Origin of the sequence: Ornithinibacillus bavariensis, assembly GCF_050433565.1 — a bacterium.
GTDB lineage: Bacteria > Bacillota > Bacilli > Bacillales > Amphibacillaceae > Ornithinibacillus > Ornithinibacillus bavariensis.
The window spans coordinates 230,378-247,464 of the sequence record NZ_JBNPWZ010000001.1 but is presented as its reverse complement, the minus strand read 5'-3'; the positions used below and the strand labels follow the sequence as shown (position 1 = coordinate 247,464).

The 17,087-nt window shown below is 36.4% G+C and carries 20 protein-coding genes; 1 reads left to right on the top strand and 19 read right to left on the bottom strand.

Features of this window, described 5'->3' with window-relative positions:
- Positions 1 to 91: 91 nt before the first annotated feature.
- From HNR27_RS01160 to HNR27_RS01125, 8 genes are all read right to left on the bottom strand, one after another.
- Entirely contained in the window at positions 92 to 391 is a 300-nt protein-coding gene (locus HNR27_RS01160) for a rhodanese-like domain-containing protein (protein WP_212920398.1), read from the bottom strand.
- A gap of 15 nt (positions 392 to 406) precedes the next feature.
- Positions 407 to 766, bottom strand: a complete 360-nt coding sequence (locus HNR27_RS01155; RefSeq protein ID WP_429338463.1) for a rhodanese-like domain-containing protein — start codon at positions 764 to 766, stop codon at positions 407 to 409.
- A 40-nt stretch (positions 767 to 806) separates the two neighbouring features.
- Positions 807 to 1,103, bottom strand: a complete 297-nt coding sequence (locus tag HNR27_RS01150; RefSeq protein WP_429338462.1) for a rhodanese-like domain-containing protein — start codon at positions 1,101 to 1,103, stop codon at positions 807 to 809.
- 99 nt (positions 1,104 to 1,202) lie between these two features.
- Positions 1,203 to 1,463, bottom strand: coding sequence for a metal-sensitive transcriptional regulator (locus HNR27_RS01145; RefSeq protein ID WP_429338461.1), 261 nt, complete (start codon positions 1,461 to 1,463; stop codon positions 1,203 to 1,205).
- Positions 1,464 to 1,468: 5 nt separating this feature from the next.
- Positions 1,469 to 1,819, bottom strand: a complete 351-nt coding sequence (locus HNR27_RS01140) for a sulfurtransferase (protein WP_429338460.1) — start codon at positions 1,817 to 1,819, stop codon at positions 1,469 to 1,471.
- 42 nt (positions 1,820 to 1,861) lie between these two features.
- Entirely contained in the window at positions 1,862 to 3,559 is a 1,698-nt protein-coding gene (locus HNR27_RS01135) for an FAD-dependent oxidoreductase (RefSeq protein WP_429338459.1), read from the bottom strand.
- Between the two features lie 180 nt (positions 3,560 to 3,739).
- Complete coding sequence (locus HNR27_RS01130) at positions 3,740 to 4,204, bottom strand: peroxiredoxin family protein (RefSeq protein WP_429338458.1); 465 nt, start codon at positions 4,202 to 4,204, stop codon at positions 3,740 to 3,742.
- A gap of 475 nt (positions 4,205 to 4,679) precedes the next feature.
- Complete coding sequence (locus tag HNR27_RS01125; protein ID WP_429338457.1) at positions 4,680 to 5,996, bottom strand: hemolysin family protein; 1,317 nt, start codon at positions 5,994 to 5,996, stop codon at positions 4,680 to 4,682.
- 222 nt (positions 5,997 to 6,218) lie between these two features.
- Between HNR27_RS01125 and HNR27_RS01120 the strand changes: the two genes are divergently transcribed.
- A complete protein-coding gene (locus HNR27_RS01120; RefSeq protein ID WP_212920392.1) occupies positions 6,219 to 6,407 on the top strand; it encodes a YjfB family protein in 189 nt (62 codons plus the stop codon).
- Positions 6,408 to 6,459: 52 nt separating this feature from the next.
- On the opposite strand, the gene HNR27_RS01115 is transcribed toward HNR27_RS01120, so the two are convergent.
- From HNR27_RS01115 to spoIID, 11 genes are all read right to left on the bottom strand, one after another.
- Positions 6,460 to 6,783: a hypothetical protein gene (locus HNR27_RS01115; protein WP_212920391.1), complete on the bottom strand. Its 324-nt coding sequence runs from the start codon at positions 6,781 to 6,783 to the stop codon at positions 6,460 to 6,462.
- Positions 6,784 to 7,147: 364 nt separating this feature from the next.
- Entirely contained in the window at positions 7,148 to 7,567 is a 420-nt protein-coding gene (fabZ, locus tag HNR27_RS01110; protein WP_212920390.1) for a 3-hydroxyacyl-ACP dehydratase FabZ, read from the bottom strand.
- Between the two features lie 62 nt (positions 7,568 to 7,629).
- Entirely contained in the window at positions 7,630 to 8,154 is a 525-nt protein-coding gene (locus tag HNR27_RS01105) for a P-loop nucleotide/nucleoside kinase family protein (RefSeq protein ID WP_212920389.1), read from the bottom strand.
- Between the two features lie 93 nt (positions 8,155 to 8,247).
- On the bottom strand, positions 8,248 to 8,736 hold the full coding sequence (locus HNR27_RS01100) for a DNA-directed RNA polymerase subunit beta (RefSeq protein WP_244853450.1): 489 nt from the start codon (positions 8,734 to 8,736) through the stop codon (positions 8,248 to 8,250).
- 94 nt (positions 8,737 to 8,830) lie between these two features.
- Positions 8,831 to 9,655 (bottom strand): flagellar hook-basal body protein, encoded by an 825-nt coding sequence (locus HNR27_RS01095; RefSeq protein WP_429338456.1) that lies wholly within the window; start codon positions 9,653 to 9,655, stop codon positions 8,831 to 8,833.
- A gap of 25 nt (positions 9,656 to 9,680) precedes the next feature.
- On the bottom strand, positions 9,681 to 10,484 hold the full coding sequence (locus HNR27_RS01090; RefSeq protein WP_429338455.1) for a flagellar hook-basal body protein: 804 nt from the start codon (positions 10,482 to 10,484) through the stop codon (positions 9,681 to 9,683).
- Between the two features lie 103 nt (positions 10,485 to 10,587).
- Positions 10,588 to 11,589 carry a rod shape-determining protein gene (gene mreB, locus HNR27_RS01085; RefSeq protein ID WP_212920386.1) on the bottom strand — a complete coding sequence of 334 codons (1,002 nt, stop codon included), beginning with the start codon at positions 11,587 to 11,589 and terminating at the stop codon, positions 10,588 to 10,590.
- Between the two features lie 484 nt (positions 11,590 to 12,073).
- Positions 12,074 to 12,355, bottom strand: a complete 282-nt coding sequence (spoIIID, locus tag HNR27_RS01080; protein WP_212920385.1) for a sporulation transcriptional regulator SpoIIID — start codon at positions 12,353 to 12,355, stop codon at positions 12,074 to 12,076.
- 788 nt (positions 12,356 to 13,143) lie between these two features.
- Positions 13,144 to 14,178, bottom strand: a complete 1,035-nt coding sequence (locus tag HNR27_RS01075) for an AimR family lysis-lysogeny pheromone receptor (RefSeq protein ID WP_212920384.1) — start codon at positions 14,176 to 14,178, stop codon at positions 13,144 to 13,146.
- 339 nt (positions 14,179 to 14,517) lie between these two features.
- Complete coding sequence (spoIIQ, locus tag HNR27_RS01070) at positions 14,518 to 15,435, bottom strand: stage II sporulation protein SpoIIQ (RefSeq protein ID WP_212920383.1); 918 nt, start codon at positions 15,433 to 15,435, stop codon at positions 14,518 to 14,520.
- Positions 15,436 to 15,787: 352 nt separating this feature from the next.
- Positions 15,788 to 16,885, bottom strand: coding sequence for a stage II sporulation protein D (spoIID, locus tag HNR27_RS01065; RefSeq protein WP_429338454.1), 1,098 nt, complete (start codon positions 16,883 to 16,885; stop codon positions 15,788 to 15,790).
- Positions 16,886 to 17,087: the final 202 nt, after the last annotated feature.

Below are 17,087 nucleotides of genomic sequence, written 5' to 3'. Positions count from 1 at the left end.
TGCAGACCCATGATGCTTTCCTCAAGTGATTGTATAGCTTCCTGTATTGTAATTGTATAGAAACAAGCTTACTCTCCCTTAAGAAGTCTATTTATTCCGTTTCACCCTGCCAGTTATTCATCCCGCCAATCATGTCCTCAACCTTATAGCCTAATGCCTCCAAAATTCCAGAAGCTGCTTTACTGCGATTGCCGGTCTGGCAAGTAATTATATACCTTTTTTCCTTCTCTAGTTCATCCTGACGTAATACGAGCTGTCCAAGAGGAATATGCTTTGCACCAGGAATTTTGCCAGATGCTACTTCACTGCTTTCACGAATATCAATTACGTTTACCTCTTCACCATTCGTAAGACGTTCGACTACTTCTTCTTGTGTTACTTGTTTTGCCATTATCGTTTTCCTTTCTTATACCCATGCACTCATTCCACCCCGAACATTGTAAACCTTTTGAAAGCCTTGCTTTTTAAGGACTTTGGCAGCTTTTGCACTTCTTATTCCACTTTGGCATATGACAACTACTTCTTTTTCCTTATTTAGTGTATCTATTTTACTCAGTAGATTTGCTAGAGGGATATTTTTAAACGGTTTACGATGATCTGCTTTATATTCACTAGGTGTACGGACATCTATGAATTGAACATTGTTATCTTTAAATTTATCCTTTGCTTCTTGAACACTAATATTCGTGATCCCTTTTACTGGCATAATGCGACTAATGAAAAATGCAATGATAAATAGTAATATAATCCACTCGATAATACCCATGTTATAACTCCTCTATAATGATTTTAGAGAAAAGAAGTAATTACTCCATTTCTCCTTCCCAGGCAAGCATTCCTCCTACCATATTTGTTACATTGTATCCATTTTGGATTAAGAATTCACATGCATTACTACTTCTACCACCAGAACGACATACCATGTAGTAATGCTCATTCTTATCTAATTCTCCTAATCGTTCTGGAATCTGACCTAGGGGAATATGCTTTGCTCCAGGTATTTTACCAGTTGCTACCTCATCATCTTCTCTTACATCAATAATTGTTAGCTTTTCCCCAGCAGTTAATTTTTGTTCTAGTTCCTTTGCTGTAATTTCTTTCATGTTAAATACCTCCAAATAGTTTATCTTATACCCACAGGGGTATGGTTTTGTAGAAAAAGAAAAGCTCATCAACTCTTCCTTTTTTATGAATTGCTGAACTTATCTACTCTTAACTAATAAATCTACTGCTTCTTTAACCACTTGTTTTGTGTTTACACCCTTTTCGATGTTTTCCCGAACACATTGCTCTAAATTCATACTAACTATCAAACCAATGGTACGGTCTATTGCACTACGTGAAGCAGTTAATTGAGTAATCACATCTTTACAATCTTGGTTTTTCTCGATCATACTTAACACGCCTTTAATTTGTCCTTCTATTCGTTTAAGTCGATTGATTACCGCTTTATCATATTCCATTCTAATCACTCCTTATCTGTGCACGGACAGTCGTTTAGTTGATAACTGGCAACGTGGTATCCCTTTTTTAATAAATATCTTACTCCTAAATTTAATTCAAGACGATCATTAGCAATCACATGTATTTTTTTATTTGGGACTTCTTGAATAAATCGTCTCAAATAGGCGTATGGTATTCGCATATCACTTAGATTTTGATTGTCATCAATAGTATAGTCCCTAATGTCTAATACTACAGTGCTTGTCTTATCATGACCAGTTTTTTCACAAGGAATACCCAGCACAGGAATATATCGTCTGTAAAACATAATGCTTAGTAGTATGCAGACAACAATCATTATATAATAGGTACTCAAGTTCATCACCTGTAATTAAAAGCATTTACCCAGCAGGGTATATTAGTTAAAGTTATAAGCTGTTACAATTTTTTCTCTTCCTGTCACTAAATCATTAAAGTATTCGTACAAATTAATACCTAAATAAGAGCCAGAGATATTATAGACATTCGTATATCCTAAATTTTCAAGAGCCATTACCATGTTATAGCTTCGTTGTCCTGAGCGACAGTGAATATATACTGGTTTATCTGTTGGAATTTCAGCCAGTCTATTTCTAAATTCACTTAACGGGATATTAATCGCATTCTTTAAATGTCCTGCTTCATACTCATTCTTTTCACGGGCATCGATGATACAAGCATCATTTTCGACTAGTTCGCGAACTTGAGAGACTTTTACTTCTCTGTATTGTCCGTGTAATTGATTTAATGCAACAAGTGCTGCATGGTTCACAGCATCCTTTGCAGTTCCGAGCATAGGCGAATACGTTAATTCTAAGTCTTTCAGATCTTCTAAGGTTCCATTCAACATGATTATGGTGGCAATAACATCAATACGCTTATCAACATTGCCTTTTCCAATCGCTTGTGCCCCAAGGATTTTACCGGTCGGTGTTTCGTAAACTAATTTAAAATGCATGACATTACTATTAGGCATAAGTCCTACTTTATCTGTAGGCATAATATAGATAGAATCATAGGTAAATCCTGCCGCTTCAGCTGTTCTTGTATTTAATCCTGTTGATGCCGCATTTAGATTAAATAAGTGAATAGAGGATGATCCGATTACACCTAGATTTCGGTTAGTTTTACCATATATATGATCGGCTACAGTCCTTGCTTGTTTTTGAGCTGGCCCGGCTAATGCTAGACGTGTTGGTTTATGCAATAAACGATGATATACCTCAATGGCATCGCCAATTGCATAAATGTCTCGATCACTTGTTAAATAATTGCTGTCCACCTTTATCGCACCTGTTTCACCAATTTCAAGTTTAGCCTCTTCTGCTAGCCTTGTTTCTGGTTTAACACCAATTGCTAAGACAACTGCATTTGCAGCTATTTTTTCACCGGACATCGTTTCGATAAAACCGTCCCCAATTTTAGCTAATCCATCATTAACGACTAGATTCACATCATGGTCCACCAATTCCTTATGAAGAATTTGTACCATATCATAGTCAAATGGTGTCATAATCTGATTAGCAAATTCCACAACAGATACATTGTATTTAGCTAAGCGTAGGTTTTCAGCTACTTCAATACCTATAAATCCCCCACCAATTACTGCAACATTCTCAACGCTGTTTTCTTTCAAATAATTATTTAATTGTTCAATATCTACTACATTTCGAACGGTGAATACGTTAGGTTTATTTATACCTTCAACCTTATTCGGAAGAATAGGTGAAGCTCCAGGGGAAAGAATCAGCTTATCATACGCCTCTTCGTAGATACTATTAGCTACCAAATCCTTAACTGTAATCGTCTTATTCTTTCGATTAATTTTTATTACTTCGGTATTAACTCTTGCATCAATATTATAACGCTTCTTAAACGAATCTGGATTCATTAATACCAAGGATTTACTATTTTCTACAATTCCACTTAAATGATAAGGTAAAGAACAATTAGAAATTGAAACCTGTGGTCCCTTTTCGAACATGATTATCTCTGCATATTCATCGATTCTTCTCACTCTTGCAGCAGCAGATGCTCCACCTGCTACCCCGCCAACTACTAAAATTCGCTTTCCCACGATGTAACACTCCTTTACTTTAATTTAATACCCATACGGGTATATTTAATGCGTAAAAAAAGTTGTGCCTATAACAATGTGCTCAGAAAGCTACCATCAATTCCTCTTGAGAAATCCAATCCTATGTTTTATATTATACCCCCATGGGTAAAATGTCAACCGCACAGATTTCACATAAAATTATTCCATTTTCTCGTATTCCTGTACCATTTTGTCATAATTCATTGCACCAAATGCTTTATATTGGATTATACCAACAGAATCAATCATATAGGTGGTAGGAATTGGTTGTATCGCATATAGAGTAGCTACATCTATGTTCTGATCTAATAGGATAGGAAAAGTTAAATTGTATTCATGAGTAAAATCTTCTACATCACCTATACTAATCTCTGTATCAGTTAAGTTAATTGCTAAAATGACAATATCCTTATCTTGATAGAGTTTTTCCATTTCTGGCATCTCAGCTCGACAAGGGGGACACCATGTTGCCCAAAAATTAAGCATGACACGATGCCCACGGAAATCTGATAAATTAATTTGATCCCCTGTTAAGGTTTTTAGCTCAAATTCAGGTGCCTTGTTTCCGACATCTAGCCCAATTATTGGCGCTTTCGTTTCTTGAACAGATTTATCTACGTTCACTTCATTTACCTTTTCAAATGGTTGTGTCGAATGTCTTTTAGAATGGTTAAAATCAAAAATGGACCACCCTAGCATACCAATGATTACAATAAGAAATAGTCACTTTTTCATTGAACAAGTCCTCCTTTGTACTTCTAATAATTACCCTTTTTATAGAAGTATAGACTGCCTACAGTGATTTAATTTTCAATAATTCCTTTTCATGAATCTCCACGATGATGCCTCCTCACTATAATAAGGCATTAACCAAAAGCAACTAGATAAAGCTACAAAGGAGCATATAGGATATGTGAACAGTGAACTCTAGTAAGGATGAATAGTACTATTTCGTAACGTCTTCGGATAGAAATCCTGGCATTTGTATTGCTACTGTCTTCTCCTCACTTTCAAATTCAGTTTTTTAGTTGCATTTTATTGAGCTCTGTAGAAGCAAATAAAAAACTCTCCATAATTGGAGAGTCAGAAGGTTTTTCAGTTATTCATCATCTTCTTCGGCATTTTCCACTTCCATTTGAGTAATCATAACTTTGTCTACCCGTACATGGTCCATGTCGACTACCTCTAGCTTTAGGTTCTCTATTTCAATGAAGTCGCCCGCCTTTGGAATGTCACCCAAATAGGTAGTGATATATCCACCAAGGGTGTGGGCCTCACTTCTTAATTCTTCTAGTTCATCAATATCGAAGTAACGTCTGAATGTTTCCAATGAAATTAGGCCATCTGCAAGCCATGAGTTCTCATCTCGCTGAATGATTTTCGGGTCATCCTCAAGATCTGGCATGTCACCAACAATGTTTTCAATAAAGTCATGGAGTGTTACAAATCCTTCTATACCACCATATTCATCAATGACAACAGCTTGATGTTTACCACTGTCTTTAATTTTCTCTAAAGCTTGAAATGCCATCATCGCCTCAGGTAACACCAGTGCTTCCTCGACACATTCTTCTAAATGAATGGGTTCTTTATTTATTAAAAGTTTAAAAACGTCTTTTGTGTGCAGGACACCACGGAAATTGTCAAGGCTTCCCGCCCCAACTGGGAAAGATTCGTGGCTACTTGAGCTCATAATCTCCAAATTTTCCTCAAGTGGATCCTCAAGGTCAATCCACTCTAAATATGTTCTAGGAGTGAGTATATCACCTAGACGCTGATCTCCCATGTAGAAGATTTGCTCCACCATTTCATGCTCAATCTTATCAACAACACCACTAAAAACGCCTTGTTCAATTAGTTGGGTAATTTCTTCTTCTGTTACATCGGGTTCATTGCTCTGCTTAATACCGAAAATTTTCAATACGAGCTCAGTGGATTTACTTAAAATCCAAATAAGTGGCTTACCAATTTTCGAAAAGAAATACATCGGTTTGGCAACGGTAAGTGCTACTTTTTCTGGATTATTCATACCAATCCGTTTCGGTACGAGCTCCCCTATGATTAAAGAAAGATACGTGGTTATTGCAATCACGATAAACATACTAATCTGTGAGCTAAATCGAGCAAGTATATCGATTTTTTCTATTAGTGGGGCTAACTTACTTGCAATAGCTGCACCACCAAACGCTCCAGTTACTACCCCAATTAATGTAATCCCAATTTGAATAGTAGAAAGTAATTGGTTTGGCTCTTCCGCAAGCTTTAATGCAAAAGTTGCTCGTTTATCGCCATCTTCTTCCATTCTTTGCAGTCTTGCTTTTCTTGATGTAACAATTGCAATTTCTGTCATGGCAAAAATACCATTTGCAATAATCAAAATGAGTACAATTCCTATGGATATCAGTGGAATGTCCAAAATTCAATTCACCATACCTTTATCATTTGAATCTATTGTTAGCAAAATTTGCTAGTAATAGTACAATAAAATTAAATCACAAAATAGGTCATTCAGTCTAATTTTAGCTTCTTATGCTTTTATTATACTGAAAAATAGATGGCTGATAAGGTATGAAAATTATTCTGCTTTCTTGACGCTATGTATGATAATATAATTGTATACATATAGAGGAGGTATTTCATGGACATTGCAGCAATGTCAGTCGTAATGGCAAATAGCCAGGTTCGTTCGCAAGCAAGTTTAGCCGTTATGGTAAATGTGAAGAATCTCATGCAACAGCAAGGAATTCAATTAACAGAGATGCTTCAGAAATCCGTCGGTGAAGCACCCCACCCTTCTTTAGGAAAGAGTATTGATATTCAAGTTTAATTGGTGAAAAGAAATACCCCTTTTCTCTAACGAAAAGGGGTATTTCTAGTTCTTAGCGATTGTTATCGTTGTTGTTATTATTGTCATTTAAATTATCGTTATTATTGTCATTTAGATTGTTGTCTAAATCATTATTATCATTATTATTTAGACCGTTATCTGTACCGTTGTCCATACCGTTATTGTTGTCGTTACCATTTAGATCATCATCTAAATTATTGTCATCATTATCAAGATCATTGTTATCATTATTGTCTTGATTTAAAGGTGCCTCATCGTTATCAATTGGGTCATTATCATCATTATTCCCACAAGCTGCCACCAACGATAAGGCCAAAATAGGGGCACCTAATTTAATTAGTAATTCCTTTTTCATGAGATTTCCTCCTTGTAGTAATTAGTTTTCGCAAATAGTTTTCCCTTTTTCACAAAACTGATACAGCTTTTTTGCAAAAAATTAGTTGGATTGGCGTTTTTTGGTTGTAGTCATGGATTTTTTGAGGAATAATTTGAAATTTTTCGTGGTTAGTATACTGCGTTCTAAACCTTTCAACCAGCTTTTTGACATCGTGTAGACCGTAATCTTAAATTATCTGGATGATTGTTCAAATCATGGACCATAGCTAATTGTATCTTCCAATTTGATTCATTCAATGCACCCAAGAATTAATCGAGCCTATTCTCTAACCCTTCCCAGAACAAAAAATGCCACTAATCTCTTAGTAGCATTCCCTTTTTTATTATTTAATTGCAAATGTTATTTCAGCTTCACACGCTAATTCGCCATCAACGGTTGCAATTCCTTTTCCTTTTCCGATTGGACCTTTGACACGAATGATTTCAACTTCCAATTTAAGCTGGTCGCCTGGTTTCACCTGGCGCTTGAAGCGACATTTATCCACTCCAGCTAAAAATCCTATTTTGCCACGATTTTCTTCTTTACCTAAAACAGCTATTGCACCTACTTGTGCTAAAGCTTCAATGATTAAAACTCCAGGCATGACAGGGTAATCAGGAAAGTGCCCCTGAAAGAATGGCTCGTTCATTGTCACGTTTTTAAGTCCAACAACCCGTCGTCCCTCCTCCATTTCGAGAACCTTGTCCACTAATAGAAATGGGTAGCGATGTGGAATAATATTTTTGATTTCGTTTATATCCAATTTTATAAACCCCTTTATGTATTATTTTTATCATTATAACAGAGAATTGGAATTTGCAGACTTTATTCTGCTATATAGTTCAAGACTCCTTGTAAATAGGACTCAAGCGGAACGTTTGTTTTTACACGGTAGACTGGGAGATTTTCTGGTTTTTTACTACTTGATAATACCTGTTGAAAGGTATCCTCGGAATTTACTTCACTAATCTGGCTAATCATTTTTTTCCTTGATTTTAATCGGTGATTGATTTCATGAAAGTCATCGAGAAAACACTCTACATATTTGTACATTGCACCATACTTTTCTGCTAGTTGCGTACCTTTTTCAATCATGATTTCATAAAGGCACGGACTATCTAATATGACACTTTTACCATGAGCGAGGTTAGATTCGACTAATGCCCAATCGATTTGGTAGGATATTTTTCCAGCAAGATTTAAATCCAATTCATTATTTGCAATCCCCTCTAATAATGCTGATTTAATAACGTCGTGATCAATGACAACTGCTCCCGTTTGCAGTGCTATTTTTCTGGCTAATGTTGATTTTCCAGAACCAGGAAAGCCTGACATTTGGAGAAAAAACATCCTGAATACCCCCAATTCTCTTTCCTAATAATTGTAATTAGTAAAATTCCTTGTTTTAAACAAAGAACCTGCTCACGAAGGAACAGGTTCTAATTATTTTTCTTTATATATTAAGTCAACAATATGCTGCCAGGTTTCCCATTTTAAAGCATCTGTTGGATCCCCATCACCTAGTCCGCCATAACCAATCATTAGTCCTACACAAAGCGCTATAAAGGAAAGACCTGCAATCAAAACAATACGTAGCCAAATAGGAATAATACGTAATCGTGGTTTTTTGTTTTTACGTTTTTCTTCCTTCTGCTGCTTCCTCTGTTGTCTTCTCTCTTGTTTGAGTGAATCTGTCATTTCTTCTTCGGCACTTAAAGACTTCTGTCTTCTTCGTTCCTTAGCATCTGATACTTCTGTTTTGGAATCTTTTCTACTTGCAGCCTTTGGGATAGCTGGTTCTTTGCTTCCACTATCCGTGTTTTCACTTTCTCGTATTACTGGAACTCTTTTAGGTTCAGATTCCAACTTAATTCGCTTTCTTCTTGTTGCATTATCTTCCTTCGTTTTTTCATATTGATTTGTTGTGGACATGATTTGGTTCACCTAATTTCCTTACGTTCATTTCTCTATTACTATAAAGGTAAGCGTCCATTCTCGTCAATCAAACTTTGATATTCTGTCTGTACTATGAACGTAATTGATTGATTAAGCCCATCATTTGGTCACCCATAGAAATGGTACGAGCATTAAATTGATAGGAACGTTGTGTTGTAATTAAATCTGTTAACTCCTTCGCCATATTTACGTTAGAGGTTTCTAATGTTCCACTTTTTACGTTTGCTTGTACATCCTGAATAATGTCCGCTTCGTTATAATTAAGTGCATTCAAATCTGGTAAACGGAAATTATTGTTTCCTGTTGCTTCTAATAACCGCGGTCGAACTGCCTCAACAACAGCAAGCTGACCAACATATTCACTATAATTTCCACGATTAACCATGATTTGACCATTATCACTAATAGTAATTCCATCAAAACCATCATTAAATATAATGGGTTGGTCCCCGACCCCTAACACGGGATCTCCGTCTTTAGTAGTCAGCATAACTTGGTTATTTTCAAGGGGGCTTAGATAAAAAGCCCCATCTCTTGTATAACGGATTTCTTCCACATTATTTTCAGTTACACGTATCTTGAATAAATGATTTTGCTCAAGAAGCGCAACATCTAAGTCTCTGCCTGTTTCTTTTAAAGTTCCAAGTGACAAATCAAGATTGATTGCACCAAGCCTTGCACCAGAACCAACACGAATCCCGTCCGGAGTGAGTCTGCCTTCCGCGTTTCTTGGGTCTGTCATGTTATTGATTTGTTGAAATAATAAGGATGAAAAATCTGCTTGTCTTGCTTTATAACCAGTTGTTTGACTATTTGCTAAGTTATTTCCAATTAAATCGAGCTTTTGTTGTAGCTGATTCATCGTAACCGCTGCTTGAATCATCGTTCTAGACATGACTCCACCTCCTTGAATATGGTCATCACACTATTCGACCGATTTCATTTACTGCTTTTCCTAAGCTTTCATCATATGCTTTTAGCACTCTTTGGTTCATTTCAAATGAACGATATGCTTCCATCATTTGCGTCATGGTTTGTACAGTATCTACATTCGATTGCTCTAAAAAGCCTTGCTGTACTGTATATGTAACCCCACCAGGAACGGGAACAGCTTCACCGTTAAAAAGTCCGTTTCCTTCCTTCTCTAGCTGATTTGCATTCGCAGAATAAGCAATACCAAGTGGAATATTCTGTCCGTCAACCTGAACGATTCCCTCAGGTGTTACCGTAAATTCCATTCCGTTTGTCTGAATTGGATTTCCAGCCTGATCTAAAACATAATAACCTTGTGTTGTTACTAAGTATCCTTGTCCATCAACGGTAAAATTACCATTTCTCGTGTAGCGTGGCTCACCATTTTCATTTTGGACTGTAAAAAAGATACTACCTGTTTCATCTGGAAATACGCCATCTATAAGTGCCAAGTCTGTCGATACATCTGTTTCACGTAAAGCACCTTGTCCATAATTTGGGACATATTCCTGAACATAAACACCTGTATTTATGGAACCAATTGGATTTTGAATAGGTAAGTTTTTCGGTTGCTTCGTTGGCACCGTTTTAGAACCCATTTGATATAAAAGCATCTCAGGAAACGCACGTACTGTTGCCTGGTCGGCTTTATAGCCAGGTGTGTTGGCATTGGCAATGTTATTCGCAAGTGATTCCTGTCTTCTTTGCATGGTAAGCATTCCACTTGCAGCAGTATAAAAACCACGTAGCATTACAACACACTTCCTTTTTTATTGTAGTTCGATTTTAATCTTCTGAAATTAAATCTTCTTCTGATGAAACGAGCTAAGCCAACAGATTGTTTTCAAAAGCATGTTATACAATACTTCTGCGCTCTACTTTATCAATATTTTCCAACATAATTCCAGTACCTTTTGCAACACAATGCATTGGCTCTTCAGCTAAAAATACAGGTACCTTTAATTCCTCTGCCAATAACTGGTCAATACCGTGAACTAGCGCACCTCCACCAGTTAATATGACGCCACGATCAATTATATCAGCGGATAATTCAGGTGGTGTACGCTCAAGCACTGATTTTGCACCCTGAACTATCATATAAACAGGCTCGCGAAGCGCTTCTTCAATCTCATCTGAATTGACTGTAATTGTACGTGGTAAACCTGTCACCATATCACGACCGCGAATATCCATTTCCTCCTTACGACCATTTTTAAAAACAGTCGCAACATTAATTTTAATATCCTCGGCAGTACGCTCTCCAATAAGAAGCTTGTATTTACGCTTTATATATTGAAGAATCTCTACATCAAATTTATCCCCAGCCATCTTTATTGATTCAGAGGTAACAATATCACCCATGGAAAGAACCGCAACATCTGTTGTCCCTCCACCAATGTCCACAACCATGTTACCACTTGGCTGATAAATCTCCATTCCTGCACCAATTGCTGCAACCTTTGGCTCTTCTTCTAAGTAAACTTTCTTTCCGCCTGATTTCTCTGCAGCTTCTTTTATAGCTTTTTGCTCTACCTTTGTAATATTGGTTGGGCAACAAATTAACATTCTAGGCTTCGATAAAAAACCCTTTACATTTATTTTATTAATAAAATATTTCAACATAGCTTCTGTCACATCGAAGTCTGCAATAACACCATCTTTTAACGGGCGAATTGCCTCAATATTTCCAGGTGTACGACCAACCATACGTCGTGCAGCTTCTCCAACCTCAAGCACGCGACCTGTATTACGATCCATCGCTACCACAGATGGCTCATCTAATACTATTCCTTTCCCCTTTACGTGAATCAACACATTAGCCGTGCCAAGGTCAATCCCAATATCCCTAGAAAACATTAACATCCTCCTCACATTTCAACTCTTCCGCACCTGTCCGAGAACACAATGCTAGTTATACAATATAATACCACAATTTTCTACATAAAACTTCATTTATGGGGAAAAAGTACGATATTTTTGTTTCATGTTATTGTGAGGGTAAATGGTTCGAGCTTAGTGTAATGTGTAAGTCTATGTTTAATCATTTTTTTAATGTCGATTATAGCCCCCATCTCCTAACTCATGTTGTTTTAATTTGAGTACGTGGTTCAGGGTATTCCAAGATATTGGGGGCCTTTGGTTCATTGGTGGAATTGTAATTACCGTGAACGGTCTAACCTAAAAAGCTCATAAAACGAAAAATGCACCTCTCTTGGGTGCATTTTTCGGCTCAATGTAATTTTTTTGTTTTCTCTCAGCCTCTCTTCTTCTGACGTCCATTCATTAAGTACTCGCTTACCATTCACCTCCTTTAAGTTAGGGGATGATGATATTGGGTTACTTACTTTAGAATTGCTGTGTCTTCTGTTGTTTGCTCGGGGCTTTTATATTTTTTGCGTGTTGCTTCTCCTCCACGTAAGTGTCGGATGGATTTGTGGTATTCTAGAATTTCCTTTACCTTTTGTGCTAACTCTGGGTTTATTTCCGGTAATCGTTCGGTTAAATCTTTATGGACTGTGCTTTTAGAAACACCAAATTCCTTTGCTATCACACGGACAGTTTTTCTCGTTTCGACAACATGTTCACCTATCCTGATAGTTCTTTCTTTGATGTAATCGTGCACACCTTTCGCCTCCCTATGTTGAATATTTCTGAGGTGTTATTCATGAGACTAGGTGATTCGAAAAATGACGAAATTCCATTTTCGAGTTTCCATCCTTTCGATTAAAGATGGTTAATCAGTGGCTTATTAGATTTATGTTTATTCGATTTTGTTACATATTCGGTAACTGTTGCAATAATTCAATGTCGAACAATATGAAAAATAGGCGAGAATGTATAAAAAGATTAATCCTGTTTGTGATAACGATTCAATATGTAATCAAGCAAATATGATGCAGCAAAGAAGAGCCACGGAAGCTCTCACCTCAGACTAACTGAATGCTTGGTTTGTAACATTTTATTATTTACTAGCCAGGAATATGAATAAAAAACATTGAATCCCATATGGGACAAGAAGTTTTTTATTTTAGTGTAACTTTTATTCGTTTTTTACATGATGCCGTTCATTCGAAAAAATACTTAGTGGTCTAATTTCTTATTTCTACGTGTGATCGTAACTCCTCAAAAAAAAAAACCAAAAATCCTACAAAACATAGAATTTTTGGTTATATATGAATGGATTCAACTTTTTATGCGTAAATTTTACATAATATTTATTAATCGATGTCCCCATATTCTGGGTCCCTATGCACCATCATACCAGCTGGAGTGAATGAAAAAAGAATTATCGTAGTTAAGCATACAGAAGTTAGGAAAGGCTTAAGACTCTTCATATTATTCCTCCTTTCTTCTTAGTATAATTTCAAAGTTGAATCCCATCATACCGAAATTGCAAAATGAATCTCCGTACTAACGATTGAGGTTTTTTATCGCATTCATTGGAAGTCTACTAAAGAAGTAATCACTTCTTTCAACAAACATCTTACATGACGTGGATAATAAATTCTTATCCTGCTTTGCTAAGCCCATATAATACATTTTAAATGGACTCGATAAATCAACTTGTTCGAGTAGTTCAATTGCTTTTTCATTATTTCCTTTGGCAATTTCTAAATGGGCTTGTTCACTAACATCATCTGTCACGATATTGGCTGGTCGTTTGAAATGTGCCGATAAAAATGCAATATTGTTATTTTCAATGGAGTATATTCTTTTATTGAAATTGTATTGTTTTGCAATCTTTAGTGCTTCTTTTAAGTGATACATACCTTGATAGTACGTATCAAAGGTATAACTAAGTCCTAGGTTGACATGCAGATTTACTTTTGTCTCGGGACTATTCGTTTGATTTAATGCGCGAAAAGCGTATTTTCTTGCCATGATGAGTTCATTTCGTTTCCAATAATAGATGAATAATTTCTGATAAAGCCGAAGATTAAAGGATGAAAGCATAAAGTTGTCCTGAATTGAATCAAATAACTCATGCTGCTTATCTAATAAGTTAGCAATTTTTCCGAAATCTAGTTGGTTAAAATAGGTGTCCACAATTAGTAGTTCAATTAGGCATCTTAGCTCGGGGTCTGATGTTCTCATTTCAATTAGATGGGTGCGCATTTGGCCTGCGGAGTATCTTCTTGCACGACGGTCCATCACGATTTGATAAACCTCTGCCCATTTTCGATTCGAATCATTTGGTGATTGTAGATTTTTAATAATCAGAAGTTTAAGGTCTTCATAGAATCCATTTATGTATAAGAATTCCATCCCTTTTTTCTGTATTTCAGTTGAGGTAGACTGTAAGCAATACTTGCGGGTAAGCTCTAACACTTCTTGCTCTGTATGCTCCTGTGATAGCATTACAATAATTTGTCCAATAGTTAGTTCGGTACTATCTGAGATGGTTGTCATCAACTCTGGAAGTAGACTAGGGTTTCCGTAATTCATCTTTGAGGGTTCCATCCTTTCAAGCCTCTATTTTAATAGTGAATAGGATTGTTATAAATCACATTATAAAAATATAGAAGTTTTATTCAGTCGATGTGGGAAAAATCATCTCGATTCATAGAACTAGTTTCTACTCTAGTAATTTTTTCAATTTAATAGTAACATATAATTCCTAGTTAACAATGCCTATTCGTTCGACATATTTTTTATTAACCCGTGAATTGATGGGATATTTGACGAATCATGTACTAAAAATATGTTGAATGCCTAAGAACCTAGTAAATAAAAAAAGAAGCCCTAGTAGTAGTTTTAAAACTTACTAGGACCTCTAGTCTGTTTTTAAGCGTCTGAGTCAGTTGAATCAGTATCCTCTACCGAATCTTCTTTCGATTCCTTTTTAGAGTCATCCTTTGAATTATCCTTATTATTAGATTCTTCTTTAGACTTTTCCGTATCTGATTCTGATTCAGTTGCCTCTTCCTTATCCACATCACTAGACTTGTTCTTTGAATCTTCGTCCTCTGAGTTTACACTTGATGTATCCTGCTCCTCTGAAACATCCTCAGACTCCGAATCAAGCTTTGTTACTGGCTGGTTGAAATATTCCTCTGGGTTAAACACCTGTTCATCTTTTCTGATTTCGAAATGTAAATGTGTTCCGATATTTTGCCCAAACTTATTATCTCCAGCTTTACCAATAACGTCTCCTTGCTTTACTTCGTCACCTTGCTTTACTCCGACCTCTCCAAGACTAGCATAATAGGTTGCTACCCCATTTTCATGTGATAGAATAACAACATTACCTAGTAACGGATCCTCTTTTACTTCCATAACTTGTCCGCTTAAAGCTGCTACTACATCAAAGGACTCTCCACTTGGATAAACGATATCTACCCCTGTGCTTTGATAATAGCGGTTGTTATGAAGGATCAGTGCGCTTTCACGATCTTCCTCAGATGCGTCGTAATCAAAGAATTTCGTTACGATTTCTGCTTGCTCTGGGTCCGCTACCGGAAACTTAATTACTTCCTGCGATCCCATTACAGCCTCTGAGTCTGGATCATGTGGATTTGGTGTATAATTGTCACTTAAATTTTGGTCATCCCCAACTTTAGATAATTGATTATCCAAATTCTGATACCAAACAACAACTCCTAATAGAACAGCAGCAATTGTTAAGTAAACAGCTGGGAAAAACCATTTCTTACGGAAAATTCCTTGCCAACCTTTTTTTGGCGCTTTGTTTTCCTCTTTCATTTATTCATCACCTCACCAACCATTCTGAACAGAATTTGAAAAAACTATACATTTTTGATAACTTTTTTTGTTTTTTTATGCATTTTAAATGTTTATTTGGGGATATTAAGGATTTTGGGTATGGAGTATTGCAGATTAGCATTGAATGATTATGGATTGTAGAAAGTTTGGTAGAGTTTAAGCTGATATGAATTGATTCCTAGGGGGAACTTTTTAAATTTGAGTTTTGTGACCTAGAGTGCGTATCTTTTTACCAAATCCAATCAATTATATGCCAGATTATAACCCCTTCCACGTACGGAAAACCCCCTAAGCTTTGAGCTTAGGGGGTTTTATCTATCATAATTACTATTTATTTCATCACCAGTGCTGGTACCGCTTCGTCCATATTGTTAATTTCAACATCTTTATAGTAGTACTTGATAATTTCTTCGTATGTTTTTCCTTCTTGCGCCATACCATTGGCACCGTATTGGCTCATGCCAACGCCGTGCCCGTTTCCTTTCGTGGTAAATATTAGATAGTTGTTTTTTTGTTCGATGGTGAAATCGTTGGAACGTAGTTTTAACTTTTCTCGAACTTCTCGACCAGAGAATTTAGCTCCGGCAATATTTATTTGCTCCACCCGCTTACTCTTTGTTCTGGTTGCTTCAATGGAAAGTTTTTGGTTATTTGGCAGATTCGTTCCGAGCGCTTTTTCTACTTCTTCAATGGTGAAGGTTTCTTGGTCAAGGTAATACGGTGACACTTCATCCCAAGGACTTGGGACACTCCGCAAATATGGGATTTCATTTGTCCAATAGTCCTCCGAATTTTCAGTAAATCCATTACTAGTTGAAAAAAATTGTGGGGTAATTGGCTTGTTATTGTATGTGATGATTTGCCCCTTCGTTGCAAGTACCGCTGCAGATATTTTTTCCATATTCTTTTGATAATTTTTTCCCCACTTTTGTCTTAACTCCATATCGTCTTTATAAACTTGATCCTGAATGGTATCCGTTACATTGGATACTTCTTCTTCTTTTTGATATAGCATTTGGTTCACGATATAGGTTCTAGCGGCAAGAGCCTGTGCTTTCAGCGCTTCCGTTTCAAATTCTACTGGCATCTCCCCTGCAACCACTCGAGTAACATAGGTTTCTAGTGGAACATCTTCTACTTGGGATGTTTGTGTTCGCATGACCGACACTTCAACTGCAGAGTCATCCTCAACCAATGGCTTTGCATCTTTCTCACTCTGCTGTTTATCGATAGACTGGGACAATACCTCGCCTTTTGAAATGAAGGGAACAACTATCATAGTTGGAATCACTAGGATCATGGCTACAAGTCCGAGAATAAATATAGTTGGAACAGACCATTTTAGCCGCCCTTTCTCTAAGTTAATACTCATATGATGCTTTTGCGAAGGAACAAAGGTGCTAGACTTCTTCAATGTTCGGAGTTTCATGGCACTCTTTTTCTTTCTTAGCTTTTGAATTTTTTTACTTGATAAATTATGGTTTCTCAGAAGGCACCCTCCTTTTGTAACTCATTATTCTTTATTTTTTCTTTTCTAGCATTCCTACTATTAAACTTATACAGTAGGTTAAAATAATAGAACTTAAAATTAAAAAATCTAGTGAATGTTTTTTTAATAGGACAGGTTTTGG